The 22,353-nt window shown below is 66.9% G+C and carries 17 protein-coding genes and 1 tRNA gene; 6 read left to right on the top strand and 12 right to left on the bottom strand.

The features are described from left to right. The first annotated feature begins 133 nt into the window (after positions 1 to 133). Both F5544_RS11355 and F5544_RS11350 read left to right on the top strand, forming a co-directional pair. A complete protein-coding gene (locus F5544_RS11355) occupies positions 134 to 730 on the top strand; it encodes an HNH endonuclease (RefSeq protein WP_374111170.1) in 597 nt (198 codons plus the stop codon). Positions 731 to 771: 41 nt separating this feature from the next. Then, positions 772 to 1,083, top strand: coding sequence for a hypothetical protein (locus F5544_RS11350; RefSeq protein WP_167473153.1), 312 nt, complete (start codon positions 772 to 774; stop codon positions 1,081 to 1,083). Between the two features lie 3 nt (positions 1,084 to 1,086). Here F5544_RS11350 and F5544_RS11345 read toward each other — a convergent pair whose 3' ends face one another. Further along, positions 1,087 to 1,704, bottom strand: a complete 618-nt coding sequence (locus tag F5544_RS11345; RefSeq protein ID WP_167473152.1) for a helix-turn-helix domain-containing protein — start codon at positions 1,702 to 1,704, stop codon at positions 1,087 to 1,089. 79 nt (positions 1,705 to 1,783) lie between these two features. Here F5544_RS11345 and F5544_RS11340 point away from each other — a divergent pair, with 79 nt between their 5' ends. Both F5544_RS11340 and F5544_RS11335 read left to right on the top strand, forming a co-directional pair. Continuing rightward, positions 1,784 to 2,488, top strand: coding sequence for an AzlC family ABC transporter permease (locus tag F5544_RS11340; protein ID WP_167473151.1), 705 nt, complete (start codon positions 1,784 to 1,786; stop codon positions 2,486 to 2,488). Continuing rightward, entirely contained in the window at positions 2,485 to 2,796 is a 312-nt protein-coding gene (locus F5544_RS11335; protein WP_167473150.1) for an AzlD domain-containing protein, read from the top strand. Before F5544_RS11340 ends, F5544_RS11335 begins: the two co-directional genes overlap by 4 nt. A 42-nt stretch (positions 2,797 to 2,838) precedes the next feature. Here F5544_RS11335 and F5544_RS11330 read toward each other — a convergent pair whose 3' ends face one another. Next, complete coding sequence (locus F5544_RS11330) at positions 2,839 to 3,078, bottom strand: hypothetical protein (protein ID WP_167473149.1); 240 nt, start codon at positions 3,076 to 3,078, stop codon at positions 2,839 to 2,841. 183 nt (positions 3,079 to 3,261) lie between these two features. Here F5544_RS11330 and F5544_RS11325 point away from each other — a divergent pair, with 183 nt between their 5' ends. After that, the gene (locus tag F5544_RS11325) at positions 3,262 to 3,438 is read left to right on the top strand and encodes a hypothetical protein (protein WP_167473148.1); all 177 of its coding nucleotides are present in this window, start codon (positions 3,262 to 3,264) and stop codon (positions 3,436 to 3,438) included. A gap of 135 nt (positions 3,439 to 3,573) precedes the next feature. Here F5544_RS11325 and F5544_RS11320 read toward each other — a convergent pair whose 3' ends face one another. The 9 genes from F5544_RS11320 to F5544_RS11280 form a co-directional block, all read right to left on the bottom strand. Next, positions 3,574 to 4,239 (bottom strand): hypothetical protein, encoded by a 666-nt coding sequence (locus tag F5544_RS11320; protein ID WP_167473147.1) that lies wholly within the window; start codon positions 4,237 to 4,239, stop codon positions 3,574 to 3,576. A gap of 16 nt (positions 4,240 to 4,255) precedes the next feature. Then, on the bottom strand, positions 4,256 to 4,714 hold the full coding sequence (locus F5544_RS11315; RefSeq protein ID WP_342760430.1) for a thioesterase family protein: 459 nt from the start codon (positions 4,712 to 4,714) through the stop codon (positions 4,256 to 4,258). Positions 4,715 to 4,728: 14 nt separating this feature from the next. Then, the gene (locus F5544_RS11310) at positions 4,729 to 9,663 is read right to left on the bottom strand and encodes an NAD-glutamate dehydrogenase (protein ID WP_167473146.1); all 4,935 of its coding nucleotides are present in this window, start codon (positions 9,661 to 9,663) and stop codon (positions 4,729 to 4,731) included. Positions 9,664 to 10,107: 444 nt separating this feature from the next. After that, positions 10,108 to 11,784: an energy-dependent translational throttle protein EttA gene (gene ettA, locus F5544_RS11305; protein ID WP_167473145.1), complete on the bottom strand. Its 1,677-nt coding sequence runs from the start codon at positions 11,782 to 11,784 to the stop codon at positions 10,108 to 10,110. 612 nt (positions 11,785 to 12,396) lie between these two features. Next, a complete protein-coding gene (locus F5544_RS11300) occupies positions 12,397 to 12,906 on the bottom strand; it encodes a hypothetical protein (RefSeq protein WP_167473144.1) in 510 nt (169 codons plus the stop codon). Positions 12,907 to 13,080: 174 nt separating this feature from the next. Beyond that, complete coding sequence (locus F5544_RS11295) at positions 13,081 to 13,569, bottom strand: single-stranded DNA-binding protein (protein ID WP_167473143.1); 489 nt, start codon at positions 13,567 to 13,569, stop codon at positions 13,081 to 13,083. A gap of 245 nt (positions 13,570 to 13,814) precedes the next feature. Next, positions 13,815 to 16,241, bottom strand: coding sequence for a beta-glucosidase family protein (locus F5544_RS11290; RefSeq protein ID WP_167473142.1), 2,427 nt, complete (start codon positions 16,239 to 16,241; stop codon positions 13,815 to 13,817). Positions 16,242 to 16,349: 108 nt separating this feature from the next. Beyond that, the gene (locus F5544_RS11285; RefSeq protein WP_238847192.1) at positions 16,350 to 17,300 is read right to left on the bottom strand and encodes a serine/threonine dehydratase; all 951 of its coding nucleotides are present in this window, start codon (positions 17,298 to 17,300) and stop codon (positions 16,350 to 16,352) included. A gap of 49 nt (positions 17,301 to 17,349) precedes the next feature. Then, complete coding sequence (locus F5544_RS11280) at positions 17,350 to 19,389, bottom strand: cytochrome c oxidase assembly protein (RefSeq protein ID WP_167473141.1); 2,040 nt, start codon at positions 19,387 to 19,389, stop codon at positions 17,350 to 17,352. Positions 19,390 to 19,584: 195 nt separating this feature from the next. Here F5544_RS11280 and F5544_RS11275 point away from each other — a divergent pair. Next, a tRNA-Arg gene (locus tag F5544_RS11275) sits at positions 19,585 to 19,658 on the top strand. A gap of 441 nt (positions 19,659 to 20,099) precedes the next feature. Here the strand turns inward: F5544_RS11275 and F5544_RS11270 are convergent. Then, entirely contained in the window at positions 20,100 to 21,944 is a 1,845-nt protein-coding gene (locus F5544_RS11270) for a S9 family peptidase (RefSeq protein WP_275107053.1), read from the bottom strand. Positions 21,945 to 22,353: the final 409 nt, after the last annotated feature.

Below are 22,353 nucleotides of genomic sequence, written 5' to 3'. Positions count from 1 at the left end.
TCCTGCCAATCATGAAACTGAGGTCCAGATGAAGCAGCGGCACGGCGCCAAGTCACATGAGGCGCGCACGCATCGACAACTCCAGCCCGCCGACGTCCACAATCGTGGGTCGGGGGCTACTCCGCTGCACATCTTGTCCGATCATTATCCCGGCGCCCAACACGGGCAGCCCGAACATCGCACCACCCCGCAGGCCGGAACGACGCACACCAGTTGGTTGAAGCGCCGGGTGCTGCTGTTGAACGCCACCTACGAGCCGCTCACCGCTCTGTCCGCCCGTCGCGCGGTAGTCCTGCTCATCTGCGACAAGGCCGACGCCGTCCACCACGATCCCGAGGGTTCCGTGGTCCACTCGGCCGGGTCCACCGTCGCGATTCCGTCCGTGATCCGGCTGCGCACCTACGTGCGCGTCCCCTACCGGGCCCGGGTTCCGATGACCCGCGCCGCCCTCATGCATCGCGATCGCTACCGCTGCGGATACTGCGGCGGCAAGGCCGAAACCATCGACCACGTCATCCCCCGCAGCCGCGGCGGCGAACATTCCTGGGAGAACTGCGTCGCCAGCTGCGCGCCCTGCAACCACCGCAAGGCCGACAAACTGCTCAGCGAGCTGGGCTGGACCCTGCATTCACCGCTGGTGTCCCCGAAGGGCCCGCACTGGCGTCTGCTGTCCACCACCTCCGAGCTCGACCCTGTCTGGTTGCAGTATCTGGGCGAGGGCGCGGCCTGACGTAGACTCCGTCCCCAAGTCTTGTCAGCAAGGGGGGCGCGGTGCGCTGGTACGTCAAGCTCGGCCTGGTCGGCGCGGCATTGTTCGTCGTCGGCGTGGCCGTATTCGGTTATTTCGGGTCGTCGCTGTGGTCGTCGCAGCACTGCGATCCCGATGGTGAAACCTCGCACGTGGTCTGCTACCACGGCAGTTGGATGGCTCCCCACCTTCGGGACATCGAACGGCGCAACGACTGGGCACGGCTGAAACTGTCCGCGGCCGGGGCCGGAATCGGCGCGGCTCTCATCCCGATAAGCGTTTTCGAATGGCGCCGCGCCAAACGAAAAGAGCGACGCCGATCCATCGCGACCTGACCCTCACGGGTATTCGTTGACCAGGACCGCCCAGGTGCCGGGTTCGAGTGCTTCGAATACGTGTGGGACGTCGGCCGGGTACAGGATGTAGTCGCCGGGGCCCAGCTCCACCGGGTCGTCCATCAGGCCGACCAGTGCGCGACCCGCGGCGAGAATGACATGTTCGAGCACACCCGGCATATGCGGTTGGGAGCGGCGGACGTGTCCGGGTTCGGCGGTGATCCGGAAGATATCCCGCCGCGAGTTCGACATACCGGCCGCCAGCAGTGCGGCCTGGTAGTCGGCTTGTTCGGCAGCCACCACCCGCCCCTCGCCCGCCCGGATCACCTGGATGGTCGGGCGCGGCGGATCCAGCAGCCGGGAGAACGGGATGTCGAGGGCGACGCAGAGCGCCCAGAGCGTTTCGATGCTCGGGTTGCCGGTGCCCGATTCCAGTTGGGACAGCGTGGATTTCGCGATACCGGCGCGATTGGCCAGTTCGGTGAGCGAGATACCGGCGCGGACGCGTTCGCGCCGCAGCGAGGTGGCGATGATCGCCTGCGGGCTCTGCTGCGCGGCGTCCGGCTCGAATCGAACAACCGGGGCATAGCGATCCGTCGGAACCCATTCGTCGTCGCCCATGCACCCTCCCGCCTCGGTGTGAATCGCCCAACAGGAAACCATATTGACGAATCCGATCGCCATGTTCACTATAAACAACATGCGTTCGATATGGCGAACACTCGGCCGAGACGCCGTCACCGGCATCGGGGGCGTCCTGCTCGCGGTCGGTGTGATGGGAATTTCGTACGGGGCGACGGTGGTCGCGTCCGGACTACCCGTCTGGCTACCTATCGTCCTCAGCTACATCGTGCTCGCGGGCGGCGCCGAATTCCTGTTCACCGGGATCATCGCGTCCGGCGGCAATCCCATCGCCGCCATGTTCGCCGGGCTGCTGGTCAATGCCCGGCACCTGCCGTACGGGTTGTCGGTGCCCGATGTCGTCGGTACCGGATGGCGGCGGCTGATCGGCATCCACGTGATGAACGACGAAGCCGTGGCGGTGGCGCTGGCGCAGCCGGATCCCGAACGCAAGCGCGCGGCATATTGGCTGTGCGGGCTGGGGGTCGGCGTGGTCTGGCCCGGCGGCGCCGCGATCGGTGCGCTCATCGGAGCACTGGTGCCCGACACCGGGGCGCTCGGACTGGACGCGGTATTCCCCGCGATACTGCTGGCCCTGGTGATACCCGCGTTCCGCGATCGAATCACGTTGCGCGCGGCGCTGTTCGGCGCGGTCATCGCCGTCGCGGCGGCGCCTTTCGTGCCCGCCGGGCTGCCGGTGTTGCTCGCCCTGTCCGGCCTGCTGGTCGCGGCATGGGAGCTCACCCGCCCGAGCCGTATCGCGGAAAAGGTGGCGGCACAATGATGTTGGCGATCGGCATGGTCGCGCTGAGCCTCGGCACCTACGCGTTCCGCTGGGCAGGTCCGGCGCTGCGCGACCGGATCCGCTTTCCGGAGCGCGCGGTGCGGCTGCTGGAGATCGGCGCCATGGTGCTGCTCACCGCGTTGGTCGCGGTGACGACAATTCCCACCGGCACAGGCAAATTCGGCTTCGCGCTACCGGCGGGCGTCATCGTCGCGGGCGTGCTCGCCGTGCGGAAGGCGCCGATGCTCGTGGTGATCGTCGCGGCGGCGGCAACGACGGCGGCGCTACGCCTGTGCGGCGTTTCCTGACAGCGCCACCGTAAACCGCTGCCGCCCAGCATCTTTGCGGACTCAGTCGAAAGTGTTGAAGGTGTCGCAGCTGTCCGGGTCCGGTTGCGGCGACACCGCCGCCAGCCAGCAGGTGATGCCGTGGATGAAGCCGGAACTGCCGGTGCCGAGGTTCGTCAGCAGATCGCCGCTACCCGAGGAACTGCCCGACGCCGAACCGCTGGCCGCACCGGCCAATGGGGCGGTCGGAACTACGAAAGCGGCCGCCACCAGCGCGGTAGCGGCCGCCGAACGAATGCGCATATCACTTGCCTCCCTCTTGATTCCGGCCGTGCCGCGCGGCAGACCAGCGGCCGGGATCCAGCCAGGGAGTCTAGCGCCCCGAACGGTTGGGGGGCCGAATACGCGCGCAACTGGGGAAATCAGCCCCAGTTGCCACAGGGTGCCGAATCCGGCTGCGACATAATGTTTTTCAGTAGGCAGATAATGCTCTTGCTGAAGGTGGCGCTACCGGAGGCCGATCCGGTAGCGAATTGGGCGCTGCCCGAGGCACTTCCGGAGGACGAACCGGTGCCCGCATTCGCCATCGGCGCCACCGCGATCAGGCACGCCACGGCCATCGCCGTACCGGCGACAGACCTGCTGAACTTCATGAAACCCTAACCCTTTCACTGCATTCCGCCCCCGTCGCAGCGAGGTTAGTTGCGGACCATGCCGCCACCCAGCCCTGGTTTCCGATGCCCCGAATTCAATGGGCACGCGATGCGGATTTCGTTGCGCAGCTTGGTAACCGAAGGCTCAGCTCGGAAACAGTGGGATGGCGCCGCCACGGCGGCGGGCCACCGAACCGTAGCGGGCGTCCAGGCGCAGCCAGGTCTTGGTGGCGCGCACCCGGACGATCTCATCGGCCGGAATGCGCCGCGCCACCGCCCGCTCCCCCGCATGCGGGATGAAATCCATTGCGGTGAGCGCGAATACCACCCGCATCGGCACCCCGACCTCCATGCCTGCGCCGGAGACGGTCAGCACGGTCTGATCGAGCAGCGAGGCGGGCGGACCGTGCCCGCTGCCGTGCTCCTTGGCCAGCCGCGCACCCTGCTCGGCCAGTTCGATCAGGGTGCGCGCGGGCACATCGTCGACGTGCCCGAAGCCGTCGAGCGGCGGCAGCGCGCCCCGCCACGCCGAATCCATCGAATACCCGAGATCGATCGGGCTGCCCGAACCCAAACCGGCCAGCACCAGGTCGGCCCCGACGGTGACATCGTCGACGCCGAGTTCGGCGACCACGGTGCGCACCGCGAGCGCCTCGAAACCCGTTGCCACCCAGGCCGATACGTACCGATCGCCGCGCCGGCGCAACCGGATCACCGCGGCGGGATCCAGCCGGACGGCCCTGGTCAGGAAGGTGGCCAGATTCTCCCGTTCGGCCGGATCGGACACATGCAGCACCCGCTGCTCTGCCATCACGAACGCGCAGTGGTCAGTCGGACATCCACTCGCTCAGATATTCACGTTCCGGTTCGGTCAGCCTGCGCAGCCGCTGCGTCTCGATATCGAACGCGGCCATCTGCGTCGACGCGATCACCGCCGGCGGCGAATCCGGTGCGGCGCCATTGGCCCGCACCTCGTAGCCGACGGTGAAGTCGACCGCCCGCAGCTGCTCGATCCACATCGCGATATCGAGCGGGGTGTCCTCGTGGCGGAGCTGGCCGCGGTAGCGCACGCGCAGATCGGCCAGCACACACCCGTTTCGCAGTGCGGCGGTCGGGCGTCCGTCCTCGAACAGCCACGGGATCCGCGCCTCCTCCAGCAGCGTCACCATGCGGGCGTGATTGACGTGCTGGAACACGTCCATATCCGACCACCTGATTTCCACCTTGGCGTGAAACCGCTTGGGTAGCACGATGCTGCCACCGTGTGCCTTCCCGTGACCGTTCAGCGAACCGACATCCGTCAACGTGGTACCTCCGACTGGGCGCCCACCCCGCTCACCATGCTCCGCACCTGCCGCGCCGCAACGGACAGCGTGGCGAGATCGTGGGTTCCGGACTCGAACAACTCCGACAGCGCGGCCCTGGCACGCCCGAGCCGAGACTGGTTCTTCGACTCCCAGTATGCAATCTTCTCGTCGGCGGTCTCCTCCGGGTCTCCCGCGGAGAGCACATCGAGGGTGAGCGAGCGCAGCGAACCGTACATATCGTCGCGCAGCGCGAGCCGGGCCAGCGAATGCCAGCGGTCGCCGCGCTCCAGGTGGCTGACCGCCTGCAACAGCCAGTCGATCTTGAGGTGCTCGTTCAGCGCGTAGTACAGCGCGCCGACCTCGTCGCCGGAGCGATCGGTGATATCCGCGATATCCAGCACATCCAGCAGCGGGAACAGGTTGAGCAGCCCGAACACCTCGGTGGCGAGGTCGGTCGGCGCGCCGCGGGCGATCAGCTCGGCCGACTGATCGGTCAGCGTCGACACGTGGTGTCCGCGCAGCCAACCCGGCACCTTGGGCGCCAATTCGCGCACGCCGCGGCTGTACCGGTTGATCTCCGCACCCACCGCGATGGGCTGCGGCCGGTTGGACAGCAGCCAGCGCGAGGCCCGGTCCAGCGTCCGCTTGGTCTCCAGCTCCAGCGAGTCGCGCACGCCGGTGGGGGTGTCTGCCGCGCGGATGCGGGCCCACATGTCCTGCAGATCGAAGATCTCGCTGGCCGCGGCGAAGGCGCGCACCGCGTCGGTGGTCGTCGCGCCGATCTCCTCGCTGAGCCGGAAGGCGTAGGTGATGCCGCCGTAGTCGACCATCTCGTTGACCAACATGGTGGTGACGATCTCGCGGCGCAGCCGATGCCGTTTGATCGCATTGCTGAACCGGTCCCGCAGCGGTGTCGGGAAGTACTGCGGCAGCCGGTTGGCGAAATAGGCACTGTCGGGCAGGTCGGCGGCGAGCAGATCCGCCTTCAGCGAAAGCTTCACGTGCGCCATGAGATTGGACAGTTCCGGCGAGGCCAGCCCGGAGCCCTCCGCCATCCGGCGTTGCATCTCCGCCTCCGACGGCAGCGCCTCCAGCTCGCGGTCCAGGCCGCGCCGCGCCACCAGATCGTCGATCAGGCGCATGTGCACATTCAGCATGTCCGGTGCGTCGGTGCGCGAGATGCCCATCAGGAAGTTCTGATTGACGTTGTCCTGCAACACCATTGCCGCGACCTCATCGGTCATCGAGGCCAGCAGCGGGTTGCGCTCCTCCTGCGGCAGCAGACCGCTGGAGACGACACCGTCGAGCAGGACCTTGATATTGACCTCGTGGTCGGAGCAGTCGACACCGGCCGAGTTGTCCAGCGCGTCGGTGTTCATCTTGCCGCCGCTGCGGCAGAACTCGATCCGGCCGAGCGCGGTGGCGCCGAGGTTGCCGCCCTCACCGATCACCTTGACCCGCAGCTGATTACCGTTCACCCGGACCAGGTCGTTGGATTTGTCGCCGACCTCGGCGTTGGACTCGGTGGACGCCTTGATATAGGTGCCGATACCGCCGTTCCACAGCAACTGCACCGGAGCCAGCAGGATCGCGCGCACCAGCTCGGGCGGCGCGAGCGCGGTGACATCGTCGGCCAGCCCCAACGCTTTTCGCGCCTGCGGGCTGATCGGCACGGATTTGACGGTGCGATCCCAGACGCCGCCGCCCTCGGAGATCAGCGACAGGTCGTAATCCGCCCACGACGACCGGGCCAACCCGAACATCCGCTGCCGCTCCCGGAACGACACCGCCGCATCGGGATTCGGATCCAAGAAGATGTGCCGATGATCGAACGCGGCCACCAGCCGAATGTGCTCGGACAACAACATTCCGTTGCCGAAGACGTCACCGGACATGTCGCCGATGCCGACCACCGTGAAATCCGTGGTCTGCGTGTCGATATCCATCTCCAGGAAGTGCCGCTTCACCGACTCCCACGCACCCTTGGCGGTGATGCCCATCGCCTTGTGGTCGTAGCCCGCCGAGCCGCCCGAGGCGAACGCGTCGCCCAGCCAGAACCCATACCGCTTGGCCACCTCGTTGGCGATATCGGAGAACGTCGCGGTGCCCTTGTCGGCGGCGACCACCAGGTAGGTGTCGTCGCCGTCGTGCCGCACCACCCGCGCCGGCGGCAGCACCCGGCCCGTCGCGTGATCGACGTTATCGGTGATATCCAGCAGGCCGGAGATGAAGGTGCGATAGCAGTCGACGCCCTCGGCTCCCAACGCCTGGCGGTCGGCCACCGGATCGCCCGTCGCGGCCGGCGGCTGTTTCACCACGAATCCGCCCTTGGCGCCGACGGGCACGATCACGGCGTTCTTCACCGCCTGTGCCTTCACCAAACCCAGGATCTCCGTACGGAAATCCTCGAGCCGGTCCGACCAGCGCAACCCGCCGCGCGCCACCGGACCGAACCGCAGATGCACGCCCTCCACCCGCGGCGAATACACGAAGATCTCGAATTGCGGTCTGGGCTTGGGCAATTCGGCGATCGCGTGCGGTTCCACCTTCACCGAGACGTAGCCGCGGGATACGCCGTCGGCATCGGTGATGTAGTAGTTGGTGCGCAGCGTCGCCTTGATCAGGCCGAGGATGGCGCGCAGGATGCGGTCGGCGTCGAGGCTGACCACCTCGTCGATGCGGGACCGCACCCGCGTCTCGAGTTCGGCGGCGTGGTCGGCCGAATAGGTATCCGGATCGAATCGAGCCGCGAACAGGTCGACGAAGAGCCGCGCGACATCCGGATAGGTGAGCAGCACCCGCGAGATGTTGTACTGGCTGTACGGAAAGTCGGCCTGTTGCAGGTATTTCGCGTAGGTGCGCAGGATCGACACCGCGCGCCACGGCAGCCTGGCCCGCAGCACCAGCTCGTTCAGCCCATCCGCCTCGGCCCGCCCGTACCAGACCGCCTCGAACGCCTCGATGAACCGCTCACGCAGCCCGCGTACCTCGGCCTCCAGGGCGTCGGCGCGGGCGGATGCTTCGAGTAGTTCGGCGTCCAGATCGCGATCCAGCGCGCTGCGCAGCAGCTCCGGTCGCGCCAGCAGACCGAAATCGTAGATCCAGCGTTCAATGGTCTGATCACCGCCGGGCAGCGGATCCAGCTTCAGCTGGTACGGCCGTTCGTCCACCACCTCGACGCCGAGGCTCTGCAACACCGGGAGCACCTGGCTCAGCGATACTCCGGTGCCGCCGATGTACAGGCTGAACCGCCACGAGCCGGGCGCGGAATCCGGTCTGCGATACAGGTATTGGTCGATCGAGCCCTCGGCCAGCCGCTCCAGCCGGACGATGTCGACCAGCGCGCGGCCGGGTTCGAAATCCTGTTTGTAGCCCTCCGGGAACGCGCCCGCGTACCGCTCGACAACGCTCGGGTCGAGCACGGTCGAGGTGCTCACCTCGTCGGACAGGTGGTCGTCCCAGGTGCGGCTGGCCTCGGCCAGCAGCTCCTGAATGCGCAGCCGGTTCACCTCGGAGGTATCCGCGGTCGGGGCGGCGAACCGCGGCGTGCCGTACTCCGCCTCCGGCATCCGGACCGTGAAATACACGCTGGCGAGCTCGCTTTCGCTGACCCGCGCCGAATAGTCGATGGAGACGCCGCCGAGCTCACGCACCAGGATGTCCTGCATCTCGAGCCGCACCCGCGTGGTGTAGCGGTCGCGCGGCAGATACACCATGCATGCGACGAAACGCCCGTAGCTGTCCGAACGCATGAACAGTCGAACCTGGCGGCGCAGGCCGACATTGAGCACCGCGGCCGCGGTGCGGCGCATGGTTTCGACATCGGAGGAGAACAGTTCGGTGCGCGGGAACGACTGGATGATCTCCAACATCGCCTGCCCGGAGAAGGATTCGAGATCGAAGCCGCTCTCCTCGATCACCGAGCGCACCCGCCGCTCGATCACCGGAATGTCGAGCACGTTCTCGTGCACCGCCGTCACGGTGAAGACGCCGATGAACAGGTGCTCGCCGATGATCGCGCCGGAATCGTCGACATCGGCGACACCGACGAAGTACGGGTACACCGAGCGGTGCACGGTGGCGGGCACCAGGCCCTGGGTGAGCATCAGCAGCGGACGGTCACCGCTGTTGACCGGCACCCGGAAATCGGTGCCGACACCGGGGCGCAGCACGCCGAGGCAGGTGCCCGGCATCGCGTTCGAGGTCTCCTGCCCCAGTTCGGTGCTCAGCCGGTAGCGGGCGTAGCCGAGTACGGTGAAATTGCCACTTGCCAACCAGCGCAACAGATTCGCCGTATCGAGCAGATCGGTTTCGGCGAATGGCGAGGTGCCGGATTTCGCGCTCTCCTCCAGGTCCGCGGCCAGTTGGCTCTGCACCGCGGTGATGGCCTCGGTGTCGTCGATGACCTGGCGGACGTCGGCGACCACGTCCGGCATGGCCGCCGCGACCCGGTCGAGCAGCGCCCGGCTGGTGGACGGGTGCAACTGCAGATGCATCCAGGATTCGCGCAAACTGCCGTTGCCGTCGACCTCGTGGGCCGCGGCGTGGATCAGCTGTCCGGTCGCATCGCGCTCGACCTCGAAGATCGGATGGATCACCTCGCTGACGCTGACGCCCATCCGGCTCAGCGACGAGGTGATCGACTCCACCAGCAGCGGCATATCGTCGGTGACCAGTTGCACGGCGGCGCCGAGGCCGGAGCCGTCGTCCGGGTGGTACACCCGGACCAGTGACTTGCTTGCCTGCCTGGTCATGGCCAGCTCCAGGTGCCGCCGGAAGATCTGGGTGATCCCGGTGATCGCGCAGTCCACATCGCCCGCGTCGACGTGGCGGAAATACGCCTCTTCGAGCGTCGCGAGCTCGCCGCGCAGCACCTGCGGCAAGCTCGCGGCCCACGCCGCGCTGGACAATTCGGACGAGACCGTCATTTTTTCGCCTACTCCTCGGATATCGGTTCCGCAACAAAGTGACGCCGGTCCGAGAGTAGCTGTGTGCCGGTGGCGCGGGGGTGAAAACCCTTCTAATCCTGGGTTGTTCACGCGACCGCACGGTTCGCCCACGGGTAGCCGTGATCACGGAATGATCTCGGCACCACAGCGATCGGACCGCCGGATGTCAGGTGAGTGCGGCTGGGCGCCCGGACGGCGGCAACGGCGCCGATCCGGCCTCCGGAATCAGCTCCGTGACGATGGGTAAGGCAATGACTCCACCGGACACGGCTGATTGCTCGGACTGCGCCTTCGCATTCACCTCTCCACCCTAACGAGATCTACGGAGAAGTGTGGCCGTCTCGTGACATGAACTGTCTTGCCGACGGGACGGTTCGGCGATCGATGCGGCGGAGCGCACGGGCGCTCCGCCGGTCCGACGGATCAGTCGCGGGTCAGCTTGCGATGCGTAACCCGGTGCGGCCGAGCCGCTTCCGGGCCAAGACGCTCGACCTTGTTGGCCTCGTACGCCTCGAAGTTGCCCTCGAACCAGAACCACTTGGCATCGTTGTCCGAATCGCCCTCCCACGCCAGGATGTGCGTGCAGGTGCGGTCCAGGAACCAGCGGTCGTGCGAGATGACCACGGCACAGCCCGGGAAGTTCTCCAGCGCGTTCTCCAGCGAGGAAAGGGTTTCCACGTCGAGGTCGTTGGTCGGCTCGTCGAGCAGGATCAGGTTGCCGCCCTGCTTGAGGGTCAACGCCAGGTTCAGCCGGTTGCGCTCACCACCGGAGAGCACGCCCGCCGGCTTCTGCTGGTCCGGGCCCTTGAAACCGAATGCGCTCACGTAGGCGCGCGACGGCATCTCCTGCTGACCGACCTCGATGAAGTCCAGACCGTCCGAAACCACCTGCCACACCGTCTTCTTCGGGTCGATGCCCGCGCGGTTCTGGTCGACGTAGCTCAGCTTGACCGTCTCGCCGATCTTCACCGTGCCGCTGTCCGCCTGCTCCAGGCCGACGATGGTCTTGAACAGCGTGGTCTTACCGACACCGTTCGGGCCGATGACGCCGACGATGCCGTTGCGCGGCAAGGTGAACGACAGGTCCTTGATGAGCTGACGGTCGCCGAAACCCTTGTCCAGGTGCTCGACCTCGACCACCACACTGCCCAGGCGCGGGCCCGCCGGAATCTGGATCTCCTCGAAATCCAACTTCCGCATCTTCTCGGCCTCCGCGGCCATCTCCTCGTAGCGGCCGAGGCGGGCCTTGTTCTTGGCCTGGCGGGCCTTGGCGCCGGAACGCACCCAGGCCAGCTCGTCCTTGAGCCGCTTCTGCAGCTTCTGGTCCTTCTTGCCCTGCACCTCGAGGCGCTCGGCCTTCTTCTCCAGGTAGGTGGAGTAGTTGCCCTCGTACGGGTAGGTGCGGCCGCGGTCCAGCTCGAGGATCCAGCCCGCGACATTGTCCAGGAAGTACCGGTCGTGGGTGACGGCGAGGACGGCGCCCTGGTACTGGGCCAGGTGCTGTTCGAGCCAGTTGACGCTCTCCGCGTCGAGGTGGTTGGTCGGCTCGTCGAGCAGCAGCAGGTCGGGCTTGCTGAGCAGCAGTTTGCACAGCGCGACCCGGCGGCGCTCACCACCGGAGAGCTTGTTGACCGGCTCGTCCGGCGGCGGGCAGCGCAGCGCGTCCATGGCCTGCTCGAGCTGGGAGTCGATATCCCACGCGTCGGCGTGGTCCAACTCCTCCGACAGCTTGCCCATCTCCTCCATCAGCTCATCGGAGTACTCGGTCTCCATCAGCTTGGCGACCTCGTTGAAGCGGTCCAGCTTCACCTTGATCTCGCCGAGGCCCTCCTCGACATTGCCGCGGACCGTCTTCTCCTCGTTCAGCGGCGGCTCCTGCTGCAGGATGCCGACGGTGGCGCCGGGGGCGAGCCAGGCGTCACCGTTGTTCGGCTGGTCCAGTCCCGCCATGATCCGCAGCACGCTCGACTTACCGGCGCCGTTCGGACCGACGACGCCGATCTTGGCGCCGGGAAGGAAGTTCAGGTTGACATCGTCGAGCACGACCTTGTCGCCGTGCGCCTTACGAACTTTCCTCATCTGATAGATGAACTCAGCCATATCCTCACCCTATCCATTCCACGCCGTGCGGACGCATCCGGGCAGGGTGCATCCGTCCAGCTACGCAGCCGTTTTCAGTCATTGGTCACCGTCTCCCCCACGCTCGTTATCTCCCTCACCGCGCTCGCCGGAATCCGCGTCGGGCCGTGGCTGTGCCGTCTCGGTTTCCGCCAGGCCGAACATTGCGTCCGTCGCGGCATGGGATCGATCGTCGCTCGACGGGATCAAGTGAGTGTAGATACGCGACGCGGGCGCCGGATCAGCGTGCCCCACGAACTCCACCAATTCCGGAACCGGACCGCACCGGCAAGTTGGTTCGACATATAGATATGCCGGATCCGACGCTGCGCGTGCACCATTCGCGCCGGCCGGTCCGGATCCTCCGTCATCGGCGACCAGGTTTTTCCGCGCGGGACCACGATCTTGTCGCGCGCAAATTGCATCGAGTCGTGCCTTACTCCAGGTCACGAACTTCTGCGCCACTTCCGGAGGTAGGTACACGATGTTGGAAAGGCCGCCAACGACGTCGGGCCGCAGGCGAAACCCGAATTGGGTCGAGGGTGGCAACCGAACGCGCTCAATGGCCATGAGCGCGTTCGGGAGCCGACCGGGTCAACGCATATAGATTCCCCCTCGTACTCCGTCGTGGTCGGAGTAGAGCGCGAAGCTGTGTCCCTTGGATGAGCAGCTCAAACCCGGGCCGGAATAGTGGAAGCCGGTTATCGTGCAGGTCGCGCCCGCGTGATCGACCCAGATACTCGCGTAGCCCTCACCGGTTTTGATCGTGCCCAGGAACGGGTTCCCACCAGGCAAGGTGAATGCGCCGATCGCGCTGCCCGGGTGGGCGGGCAACCACGGTTGATCGATGACCACCTGGCGGACGGGGACGAACGGAACAGGTATCGACCTGTCCGCGACCGGAAGGCTCAGCCAATAGCCCGGAGACACGTCGCATCCGACCGTGCCGTCACCGGTGATCGCACAGTTCACCTCGGGGCCATAGCTGAAATACACGGTGTCAGCGGTATCGGCGAGCGCGGCCGGAGCGGCAACGGCGAGTGAGATCGGAGCGGCGGCAAAGATCGCCAGAACTCGAGCGCACATATTCACAGTGATAGTCATCCGTTCCTCCTTAGAACAATGTCAGGAGTCCAGGTAATGCACTGATGTTCAGCTACCGATCGGCTAACCAGTCGGATGATGGTAGCAGAATAGATGTTCACTTACCTCCCGCGAAGGACATATCGGGCCGAAGGCTGCGGTCGGCACCGCCTTCGTGCCTGATTCCGGATGGGCTCAGGCCTCGACGGGTGCGGGGGTGTCGACGGATTCGGGCTCGGTGTTCGGTGACGCGGTGCTCGCCGACTCCCCCTGCGCGACGCCGCTGCCACCCGCCCGATAGTCGGCGCCCGCACCGTCATGGAAATTGCGCCGGGTGACCTGGGCGGTACAGCGGGACAGGTCCGGGCCGACCGCGTACGCGCGCAGTTCCAGGTCGCGGCGGGAGCCGCCGTCCCTGGTGGTGTATTCGTAGCTGCGCAGCTGGCCGTACGCGATGACCGGATCGCCGCGCCGCAGCGACGGCTCGACGCCGGCACCGAGCCTGCGCCAGCAGGTGACCGTCACGAACATCGCGCCGTTCTCCAGCCACTCCCCCGTGCCGTAATCGAGGCGGCGCGGGTTGCTGGCGATCCGCATGGTCACCACGTGCTCGCCATTGCCGATATCGCGCCGGACCGGCGTTGTCACCACATTGCCGACGACCGTCACAAATGTCTCGTACACGGTTATGCCCCTTCCCATTTCGGTCCGAGCCCGCACCCCTTCGGCGGGGACCGCTCCAGCCTGCGGCACGCGGCGGCCGGTTGGACCGGCCGATTCGGAAATGGGGATAACTTTCGTGTTTGTGGACATCTGGCGCTTCAGACATCCGCAAGCCGTCGCCCCCGCGAACGCCGGGATCCAGGCGAGAGTGGATTGGGTCCCTCGGCACCGGATCCCGGGCGTTCGCGGGGGCGACGGTTCGCGGATCAGACGGTGATGTCGGCGGCGCGCGGCAGTTCGGCCACGCTGGTGCCGACGTGCACCGTGAACGTGCCCGGCTCCACCCGCCAGCCGCCGTCCCAGTGCGCGAAGGCCCGCCGCGGCACCGTGATCAGCACCTCCCGCGCGGCGCCTGCGGGCAGTGTGATCGTCGCGAATCCGGCCAGCCAGCGCACCGGACGGTCCACCGCGGAATCCGATCGCGAAAGGTACGCCTGCACCACCTGCTTGCCCTCGCGAATTCCGGTGTTGCGCAGCGGCACTCGAATCTCGAATGCCTCGTCGGCACCGGGCGTGACGGTGAGATCGCCCAATTCCCAAGAGGTGTAGCCGAGCCCGTGCCCGAAGGGGTACGCGGGCAACCGATTCGATTTCAGCCATGCGCGATAGCCGATGTGAATGCCCTCGTCGTAACGCAGCACGCCGTCGACCGGAGTGGTGGACAGCACCGGGACATCGGCCTCGGCGGCGGGCCAGGTGGTCGGCAGCCGTCCGCCCGGCTCGCGCCGCCCGAGCAGCACATCGGCCAGCGCATTGCCGAGCTGCTGCCCGCCGAACCAGGTGAGCAGCACGGCGGCGACCTCATCGCGCCACGGCATCAGTACCGGCCCACCGGAATTCACCACCACCACGGTGCGCGGATTGGCGGCGGCGACCGCACGCACCAACTCATCCTGTGCGCCGGGCAGCGCGAGGGTGGTCCGGTCGAATCCCTCGCTCTCGGTCTGCGCGGAGGTGCCGACCACCACGACCGCGACATCGGCGGCGCGGGCCATGGCCGCGGCATCGGCGAGCGCGGCGGCCGGATCGGTGACGGCGGCCTCGGTTCCCAGTGTTACGACAACCAAACCCATTGTCGCGCTGCTATTTTCGATTTCCTGATGAACCACGACGGCGAGCGGGCGGCCACTGTCGGTAATCACCGGCGCCGATGCGACGCCAGGTGCGAACAACGCGGCGCCGAGCGCCTCCCCTGTACCGGTGAGCACGGTGTCGAATACGGTTTCGCCGTCGACGGTGAGCTCGGTGCGGCCGATGCCCGCGACGCCGAGCCGCACCGCCGCCGGATCATCCGGTCCCGGAAGGTAATTCGTGGACAACTCGATCGCCGCGGCCCCTGCCGGAACCTGCCCGAGGTACACCAGTTGCGCGGCGCGGCGATGTTCGGTGCGCAGCTCCGCGCCATCGGCGTCGAGGAAGCGTGCCCGCAACCCAGGCTCTCCCGTCACCGGGTCGGTCATGGTCGACAGCGGCAGCGGGTGGATGCCCGTCTGCACCGGAACGCCCGGATGCACCGTGATTTCGGTATCCGGCAGTGCCGCGCGCAACCCGTCGACCGGGCCGATCACCTCGTCGGGCACCACGGTCGCGCTGCCGCCGCCCTGTGTCCGCGGGTAGACGGCGGCCTCGCCGATGATCGCGATCGAACCGGGCGCCGAACCCGCCCAAGGCAATTCGCCATCGTTGCGGAGCAGCACCATACCGGCGGCCGCCACCTCGCGAGCCACGGCGAGACCGTCCACCGCCGGATCCGGACGCGGCTCGACCGGATCGAGCGCACCCACTCGCGCGGCCAAACGCAGCAACCGCAACACCTTCCGGTCGATCGCCGCCTCGGGCACCGAACCGTCCCGCACCGCCGCAACGAGTTTCGCGCCCCACGGCCCCTCCGGGCCCGGCATGGCCAGATCCTGATCGGCATTGGCCGCGGCCACGGTGCTGCGCACCGCCGTCCAATCCGAAACCACCACACCGTCGAAGCCCCATTCGGTGCGCAACGGCGTTGTCAGCAGCGGATTTTCGGACATGGTCACGGCGTGCACCGAGTTGTAGGCCGACATCACCAGCCAGGCGCCCGCGCGCACCGCGGCCTCGAACGGGGCCAGATACAGTTCGTGCAGCGCCCGCTCGTCCAGGTCGACGTCTACGGTGAAGCGGTCGGTCTCGGAATCGTTGGCCACGTAGTGTTTCGGCGTCGCTGCGACGCCATGCCGTTGCACGGCGGCCACATACGCGGCCGCGAGTTCGCCGGTGAGCAGTGGATCCTCGGAGTACGCCTCGAAATGCCTGCCGCCCAACGGGCTTCGATGCAGATTGATGGTCGGGCCGAGCACGACGTGCACACCCTTGCGGCGGGCCTCGGCGGCCGATGCGGCGCCGTAGCGGGCGGCGAGGGCCAGATCCCAGGTGGCGGCGAGCGCGGTGGCCGACGGCAGGTTGAGCGAGGGATCGCGCTCGTCCCACACCGGGCCGCGCACCCCGGACGGCCCGTCGGACAACGTCATCGAGCGCAGGCCGATGGCCGGTTCGGCCGCGGTGGACCAGATATCGGCGCCGGTCAGCAACCGCACCTTCTGTTCCAGCGTGAGCTTGCCGACCAGCGCGCCCAGCGCCGGATCCGTCGTCTCGGGCATCGATGCCACTCCTCGGATCGTCGATCGATGACGGCGCGGACCGCCGCCAGCAGCCAATCTACGCCCGAGCTATCGGTCAGCGACCATTAGCAGACGGCACAGCAGACGCTAAAGTACGCCTACTTCGGTGTTGGCTCCGCAGAGCACGACCACCGGCCGCTCGCCCTCGGCCGGCACGTACACCCCGCTCTGTATCGCGGCCAGCGCGGCCGCGCCGGAGTATTCGACGACGATCCGGAACTCGCGCCACAGGTAATCTCGCGCGGCGGCGATCGCGTCATCGGTCACCAACAGTGAGCGAACCCCGTAGCGCCGTGCGACATCCAACGCGATCTCCCCGATCCTGTTGGCTCCCAACGTATCCGATGTGATGCCCGATACGCCGACCTCGACCGGGCGGTCGGCCGACAGCGCCGCGTGCAAGGTCGGAATCCCTTCCGGCTCAACGCCGATCACCTGTTGACGCCTACCCAGCGCCGCCGCGACCCCCGCCAGCAGACCACCACCGCCGACCGCGAGCAGCACCGGCGGCCGCCCCCGCACCTGCTCCTCCAGTTCCAGCCCGACCACACCGACGCCCGCGACCACCGCGGGCAGGTCATAGGCGTGCAGCTGCAACGCTTTTCGCTGCACCGCCAGCTCGTCGGCGTAACGCGACGCTTCGGCGTAGGTGGTGCCATGCCACAGCACCTCGGCTCCGTGCGACCACATCGCGGCCACCTTGGTGTGCGGCGCGGACTCCGGGACGACCACCGTGCAGGCCTTGCCGAGGACGGCGGCGGCCAGTGCGGCCGCGATACCTGCATTGCCATCAGAGGCGATCACCACCTGGTCGGCGCGATCGGCGGATTCGAGCAGCGCGTTCAGGCTGCCCCTGACCTTGAAAGTGCCGCCGTGCTGGAGGTATTCGAGTTTCAGCGTCACCGGGACCGGACCGTATGGCCCGCGCACGGTGGTGTGGAATACGGGTGTCTTGCGGATGCGTCCGCCCAGCCGTTTGCGGGCCGCGCGCACATCGGATCGATACACCCTGGCCGGGCGCGCGATCGTGCTGTTCACGGTATCCGTGATCCCTCCCTGGTTACCCACCCTGGTCAGAACTGTCGCCTCAATTGCGCACCTCGCGGTCCCGCTTGGCGAGTTCGGCGAACATCGCGTTGTGCGCGGCGAGTGCCGCGTCGTTGTCTCGGTCGGCGGCCCGGTCGGTGCGGTCGGCCAGGCGTTTGTCGCTGCGCGACCATTGGATGAGCAGCGCCAGCATCACGACGACGAGCGGCACCTCGCCACTGGCCCAGGCCAGGCTGCCGCCGGTGCGCTGATCGCCGAGCAGATCGCCGTTCCAGCCGAGCCCGAGACCGCGGAAGAACCAGTCGCCCATGACCGTGGTCATGCTCATCAGCGCGATACCGAAGAAGGCGTGGAACGGCAGCGAGCCGAACACCATGCCGAGCCTGGTGAGCGGTTCCACCTGACGCGGCTTCGGATCGACGCCGATCACCACCCAGTAGAAGAGGTAGCCGCTGAGCAGGAAGTGCAGGTTCATCAGCAGATGCGCCGCATGCGAATTCACGAACTGGCCGTAGATCCCGCCCAGATACAGCGCGTAGAAACCGCCGACGAAGATGACGGCGGCCACGATCGGGTGGGTGAGGAAACGCGAATACGGGTTGTGCACCATGGCCAGCAGCCATTCGCGCGGGCCCGGCACGCCATCCCGTCCTGCCGCGGGCAACGCCCGCAGCGCCAGGGTCAGGCCGCCGCCGAGCGCGAAGAGGATAGGCGCGAGCATCGACAGCGCCATGTGCTGACCCATGTGCACGCTGAACATCGCGGGCGAGTACCGGCCGACACCGGAGGACGTCGCGAAAAGCAGTACCGCACAGGCGGACAGCCACGCGATGGTCCGCCCGACGGGCCATGCGTCGCCGCGCGACCGCAGGCGGCGGACTCCGAGCAGGTAGAGCACCGCGAACACGATCGACAGCGTGCCGAAGATCAGATCGAAGCGCCAGTCGAACAGGATGCGCGCGACCGTCGGCGGGCCGTCCAGGTTGTAGCCGAGTTCGACCTCGGTGGGTGTCGGTATCGACTTCGGCGGCGGAGGCGGGGTGCGACCGAGGCCGACCGCGAGCCCCATGGTTGCCGCGAAGATCAATACCTCGACGCCGCCGAACCGGATGAGCGCGCCGCGGTCGGTGGGGTCGGCGGCCAGCGCGGGCAGCGAGGCGCGGCGCTGCTGGTAGCCGATCACGCCGAGGATCACCAGCGCCGTGGCCTTGGCCAGCACCAATCGGCCGTATGTCGTGGTGAACAGGTCGTCGAGCGGCACCCGGACCCACGAGTTGATCACACCGCTGATCGCGATGGTGACGAAGGCGACGGTGGCGACGCGAGAGAAACGGCGCGCCGCGAGATCGGTGTGTTTGCCGCCACGCATCGCGTAGGCGAGCACCGCGAACAGTCCGCCTACCCAGACCGCGGCCGAAATCAGGTGCAGGATCAGGCTGTTCGTCGCGACATCGTGGGATCCGCCAGAGGAGGAATGGCCCGTCAAGGCCAGTGGCATCATCGTGATGATCGCACCGCCGAACAGCACCGGAGTCCAGCCCCAGCGCAGCGCCAACCGGCAGCCGACCGCGACGACCAGCGCGAAAACAACTGTGGTGCGCCAGGCTTCGGCCAGCGCCACCTGGTTCACGGCCCGCCACAACTGTTCCGGGCGCCAGATCTGACTCACCGGTTGTCCTGTGGTGTCGGACACGGTGAGCGGGACGAGCAGAGCCGCGCAACACGCCCACAGCAGTGCGGTATTACCCGCCCTGCGCACCGCGCGATATCCGCCCACATCGAGCAGCCCGTCCCGCTGCGGGGGCGCCAAAAACGCGGCGAAAAGCAGGGACCCGACGGTGAGCGCGCCGGACAGGTCGGCGAGCGCGCGCATCGCGGGCAGCCCGTATGTGGTGAGCGGGCCGGGGTCCGGAATGCCGAGCAGAGTCAGTGCCTGAGCCGCCGAAAGCCCGACGACCAGCGCGGCAACCACACCCGCGATGGCCAGCGCCAGCACCGAGAGGACGGCGAACGCGGACGCGGAACCCGGCCGCGCCGCCGCGGCATCCTGTTCTACTGGCGGGTCCTGCGCTGACGACATGGGATCGAGCCTAGTTCGGCCGATATTCCATAGCCCGGCCGGGTTTGGGCCGATAGTCTGGGATGCGATCGAGGCCCGACGGAGGCCAACGAGGTGGCTGGAATGTTGCTAACGCGAAGAACCTGACAATCTGGACGGTCGCTATAATTGCCTTGCTGGACAGCACGGCCGAACTCGGTCATGGTGGAACGCGTTGCCTCCGTAGCTCAGTTGGATAGAGCAAGGGCCTTCTAATCCCTAGGTCGCAGGTTCGATTCCTGCCGGGGGCACAAAACACCTTCTACCAGCGGCATTGCCGCTCGTATTCCCTAGTACCCGGCGAGCACAAAGCTCAAACAGCTAGGAACTTTGCCGGTAGAACCCAGACATGGGGGGTGATCTGGACGGCCTATCGGAGCTGGCCGACGACTTCAAGGGCGAGCTGCGGCAGCAGAACAAGTCGACGGGGACGATCAACACCTACTGCCGCGGCATCGGATACTTCGCCGAGTTCCTCGCGGCGACCGCGGACGAGTTCACTCGGGAGTACATCAGCGCATACATCACCGACACGCTGACGCGGGTCAACCGACGCACCGGCAAGCCGATCACGCCCGAGTACGCACACCCCCAATACCGCAGCCTTCAGCAGTTCGCCAAAGATCTACTGGCCGAAGACATCCTGCTGACCGATCCGTTCGCCCGGCTGACCCCGCCGATCAGTGTGATCGTCAAAACTGTGCCCCTCGCTCGAAACTGGGCGGGATGTCAGCGAGCCGGTATTCAGCGGGCGGCTCGGCACCGAGCAGATGACGGACGAAGAAGTCCCATTTCCGCCGTTGCACGTAGGCGGCGCGATGAACGATAACGTGCCCGGCGCCGGGTACCAGGAGCAGGTCGAAATCCTTGTTCGCCGCGATGAGCGCGTCGACCAGGCTCAGCGTCTGATAGGGCGAGACGTTGTCGTCGAGTTCACCGTGGATCAACAGCAGTCGGCCGCGCAAATTGGCGGCGAGACCGCTGTTGGCCACGCCCGCATAGCGGTCCGGATCCCAGGGGCCGTGATAGATCTCGCCCCAGATCGACAGATACTGGCGAATATCGTGGCACCCCGAGGCGGCGACACCGACCTTGAAGACCTCGGGATACTCGAGCATGGCACGCACCGCAGCGAAACCGCCGCCGGAGGCACCGGTGACACCCACCCGATCGAGATCCAGCCAAGGGTGGTGTCGTCCGAGTTCGGTAAGAGCGGCAACGTGGTCGGCCATGCCGCCCGCGTCGTCGAGGTGCTCATAGGACGCATCGTGAAATTCCTTGCCGCGCCCAGGGGTTCCGCGACCGTCGATCGCCACGACAGCGAATCCGAGTGCGGCGTACGCTTCCGGCTCGCCGGTCCAGGAATTGTCGAAACCGGCCGGCGCACGGTGGGTTTGCGGGCCGGGATAGACGTGGTCGATCACCGGGTAGCTCGACCCGGCCTTGAATCCATAAGGACGCCAAAGTATTCCGTGGATGTCGGTGATCCCGTCGGCGGCTTTCACGGTGAACCGCTCCGGCGCGCGCCAACCCGCTCGTTCCAGCGCCGACGCATCGGCCCGTGCCAGCTCCACCACCATGCGCCCGAACCGATCCCGCACCACCGTGACCGGGGGTTGAGCCAGGGTCGACACCGTGTCGACCAGATAGTCGCCCGACGGCGACATCCGGACCGTATGGTCGCCCGAATCATTGGTCAGCCGAGCGAATTCGGACCCGTCCAGATTGACCCGGCAGAGCTGACGGGCATACGGATCAGCCTGCGCCAGACCCGCCGCCAGAATGTACACGACCTGCCGATCCTCATCGATGTGCACAACCGCCCGCACCGCCCAGGCTCCGGTCGTCACCTGATTGATCAGCTCCCCCGACGCGGCATAGCGGTACAGGTGGCCCCACCCGTCACGCTGGGAGTACCACACGATCTCACCACTGCGCAGCGTGTGCACCATCGCCGGTTCGCCGATCATCTGGGTCGGCTCGACCCTCGTCGCGCCGGATTCCTCGACCATCACATGGGTCCGGCCATCAACCGGATCCACGGCAAGCAGGCGTAGTTTCCGAGCGTCACGGCCCGAGTCCAGGTGGTAGGTGGTCGCGCCATCGTGCGACCACCACGCGCGGCCGATCGACAGCGGCGACAGATACGGGCTGTGCAGCGGACCTCGCTCGGCGGGTGTGACGGTTCTTTGTTCGAGGTCGACGATGAACAGGTGCTCTTGCGGCTGGCCGGGCTCACCGGGCATCGGATAGCGGTAGGCGTGGGTCACCGGGCGTCGGCCGGCGCGCGGCACCGACTCGACCAGATGCAGCAGTTCGACGTCACGTTCGTCCATCCGGTTGGTGAGCAGTTTGCTCCCGTCCGGCGACCAGCGCACTACCGGAGTCGCGACCGCTCCGAAGGCGCGCATGATCGAACGGAATTGCCCGAATGCGGGATTCACCGCGTATGCGTTGTCGGGACCGCCGTCTCCGGTCAACGCGAACGCGGGACCCTCACCGTCCCGAGCCCACAGATTGGGATCACGCACGAACACCGTCCACCCGGAGACCTCGACTCCCCGGGCCCGATCTCGGCCCGCTCGACCGGGGCGCACTCATAATCGTCGAGGGAACACCGCCACGACCGCCCACCCGGGCCGACAACCACGACATGATCACCAGGCTCGAGTGTGGTGACGCGCAGTGATATCGGCTCGACCGGTGTGTCCCAGGCCGTGGCCAGCGCGGTGGTAAGCCGGGAATGGTCGAATGCTGGTTGCGGAATGCCGACGATCGGATCGACCACGAAGTACCCGGTGGCCGTCCCCCGAGCTGTGTGATACCACAACAGCTCCGGCTTCTCGGACCAGACATGTTGCTCGATGATTCCCGAAACCAGTTCAGCCCGATGATGTTTCAGCATCTGCTCGGCCCGCCGATAGTCGTGCGGTGTCATCTTCCGCT

The organism is Nocardia arthritidis (genome assembly GCF_011801145.1).
GTDB classification, from domain to species: Bacteria; Actinomycetota; Actinomycetes; order Mycobacteriales; family Mycobacteriaceae; genus Nocardia; species Nocardia arthritidis_A.
Note: the sequence above shows the minus strand (reverse complement) of the source record. Positions and strands in the feature narration are given on the sequence as shown.

Bases quoted from the DNA above. Each gene is read 5' to 3' on its own strand.
- F5544_RS11345 (WP_167473152.1), bottom strand. From the start codon at position 1,704: ATGGGCGACGACGAATGGGTTCCGACGGATCGCTATGCCCCGGTTGTT.
- F5544_RS11340 (WP_167473151.1), top strand. From the start codon at position 1,784: ATGCGTTCGATATGGCGAACACTCGGCCGAGACGCCGTCACCGGCATC.
- F5544_RS11335 (WP_167473150.1), top strand. From the start codon at position 2,485: ATGATGTTGGCGATCGGCATGGTCGCGCTGAGCCTCGGCACCTACGCG.
- F5544_RS11330 (WP_167473149.1), bottom strand. From the start codon at position 3,078: ATGCGCATTCGTTCGGCGGCCGCTACCGCGCTGGTGGCGGCCGCTTTC.
- F5544_RS11325 (WP_167473148.1), top strand. From the start codon at position 3,262: ATGCTCTTGCTGAAGGTGGCGCTACCGGAGGCCGATCCGGTAGCGAAT.
- F5544_RS11320 (WP_167473147.1), bottom strand. From the start codon at position 4,239: ATGGCAGAGCAGCGGGTGCTGCATGTGTCCGATCCGGCCGAACGGGAG.
- F5544_RS11310 (WP_167473146.1), bottom strand. From the start codon at position 9,663: ATGACGGTCTCGTCCGAATTGTCCAGCGCGGCGTGGGCCGCGAGCTTG.
- ettA (WP_167473145.1), bottom strand. From the start codon at position 11,784: ATGGCTGAGTTCATCTATCAGATGAGGAAAGTTCGTAAGGCGCACGGC.
- F5544_RS11300 (WP_167473144.1), bottom strand. From the start codon at position 12,906: ATGACTATCACTGTGAATATGTGCGCTCGAGTTCTGGCGATCTTTGCC.
- F5544_RS11290 (WP_167473142.1), bottom strand. From the start codon at position 16,241: ATGCCCGAGACGACGGATCCGGCGCTGGGCGCGCTGGTCGGCAAGCTC.
- F5544_RS11280 (WP_167473141.1), bottom strand. From the start codon at position 19,389: ATGTCGTCAGCGCAGGACCCGCCAGTAGAACAGGATGCCGCGGCGGCG.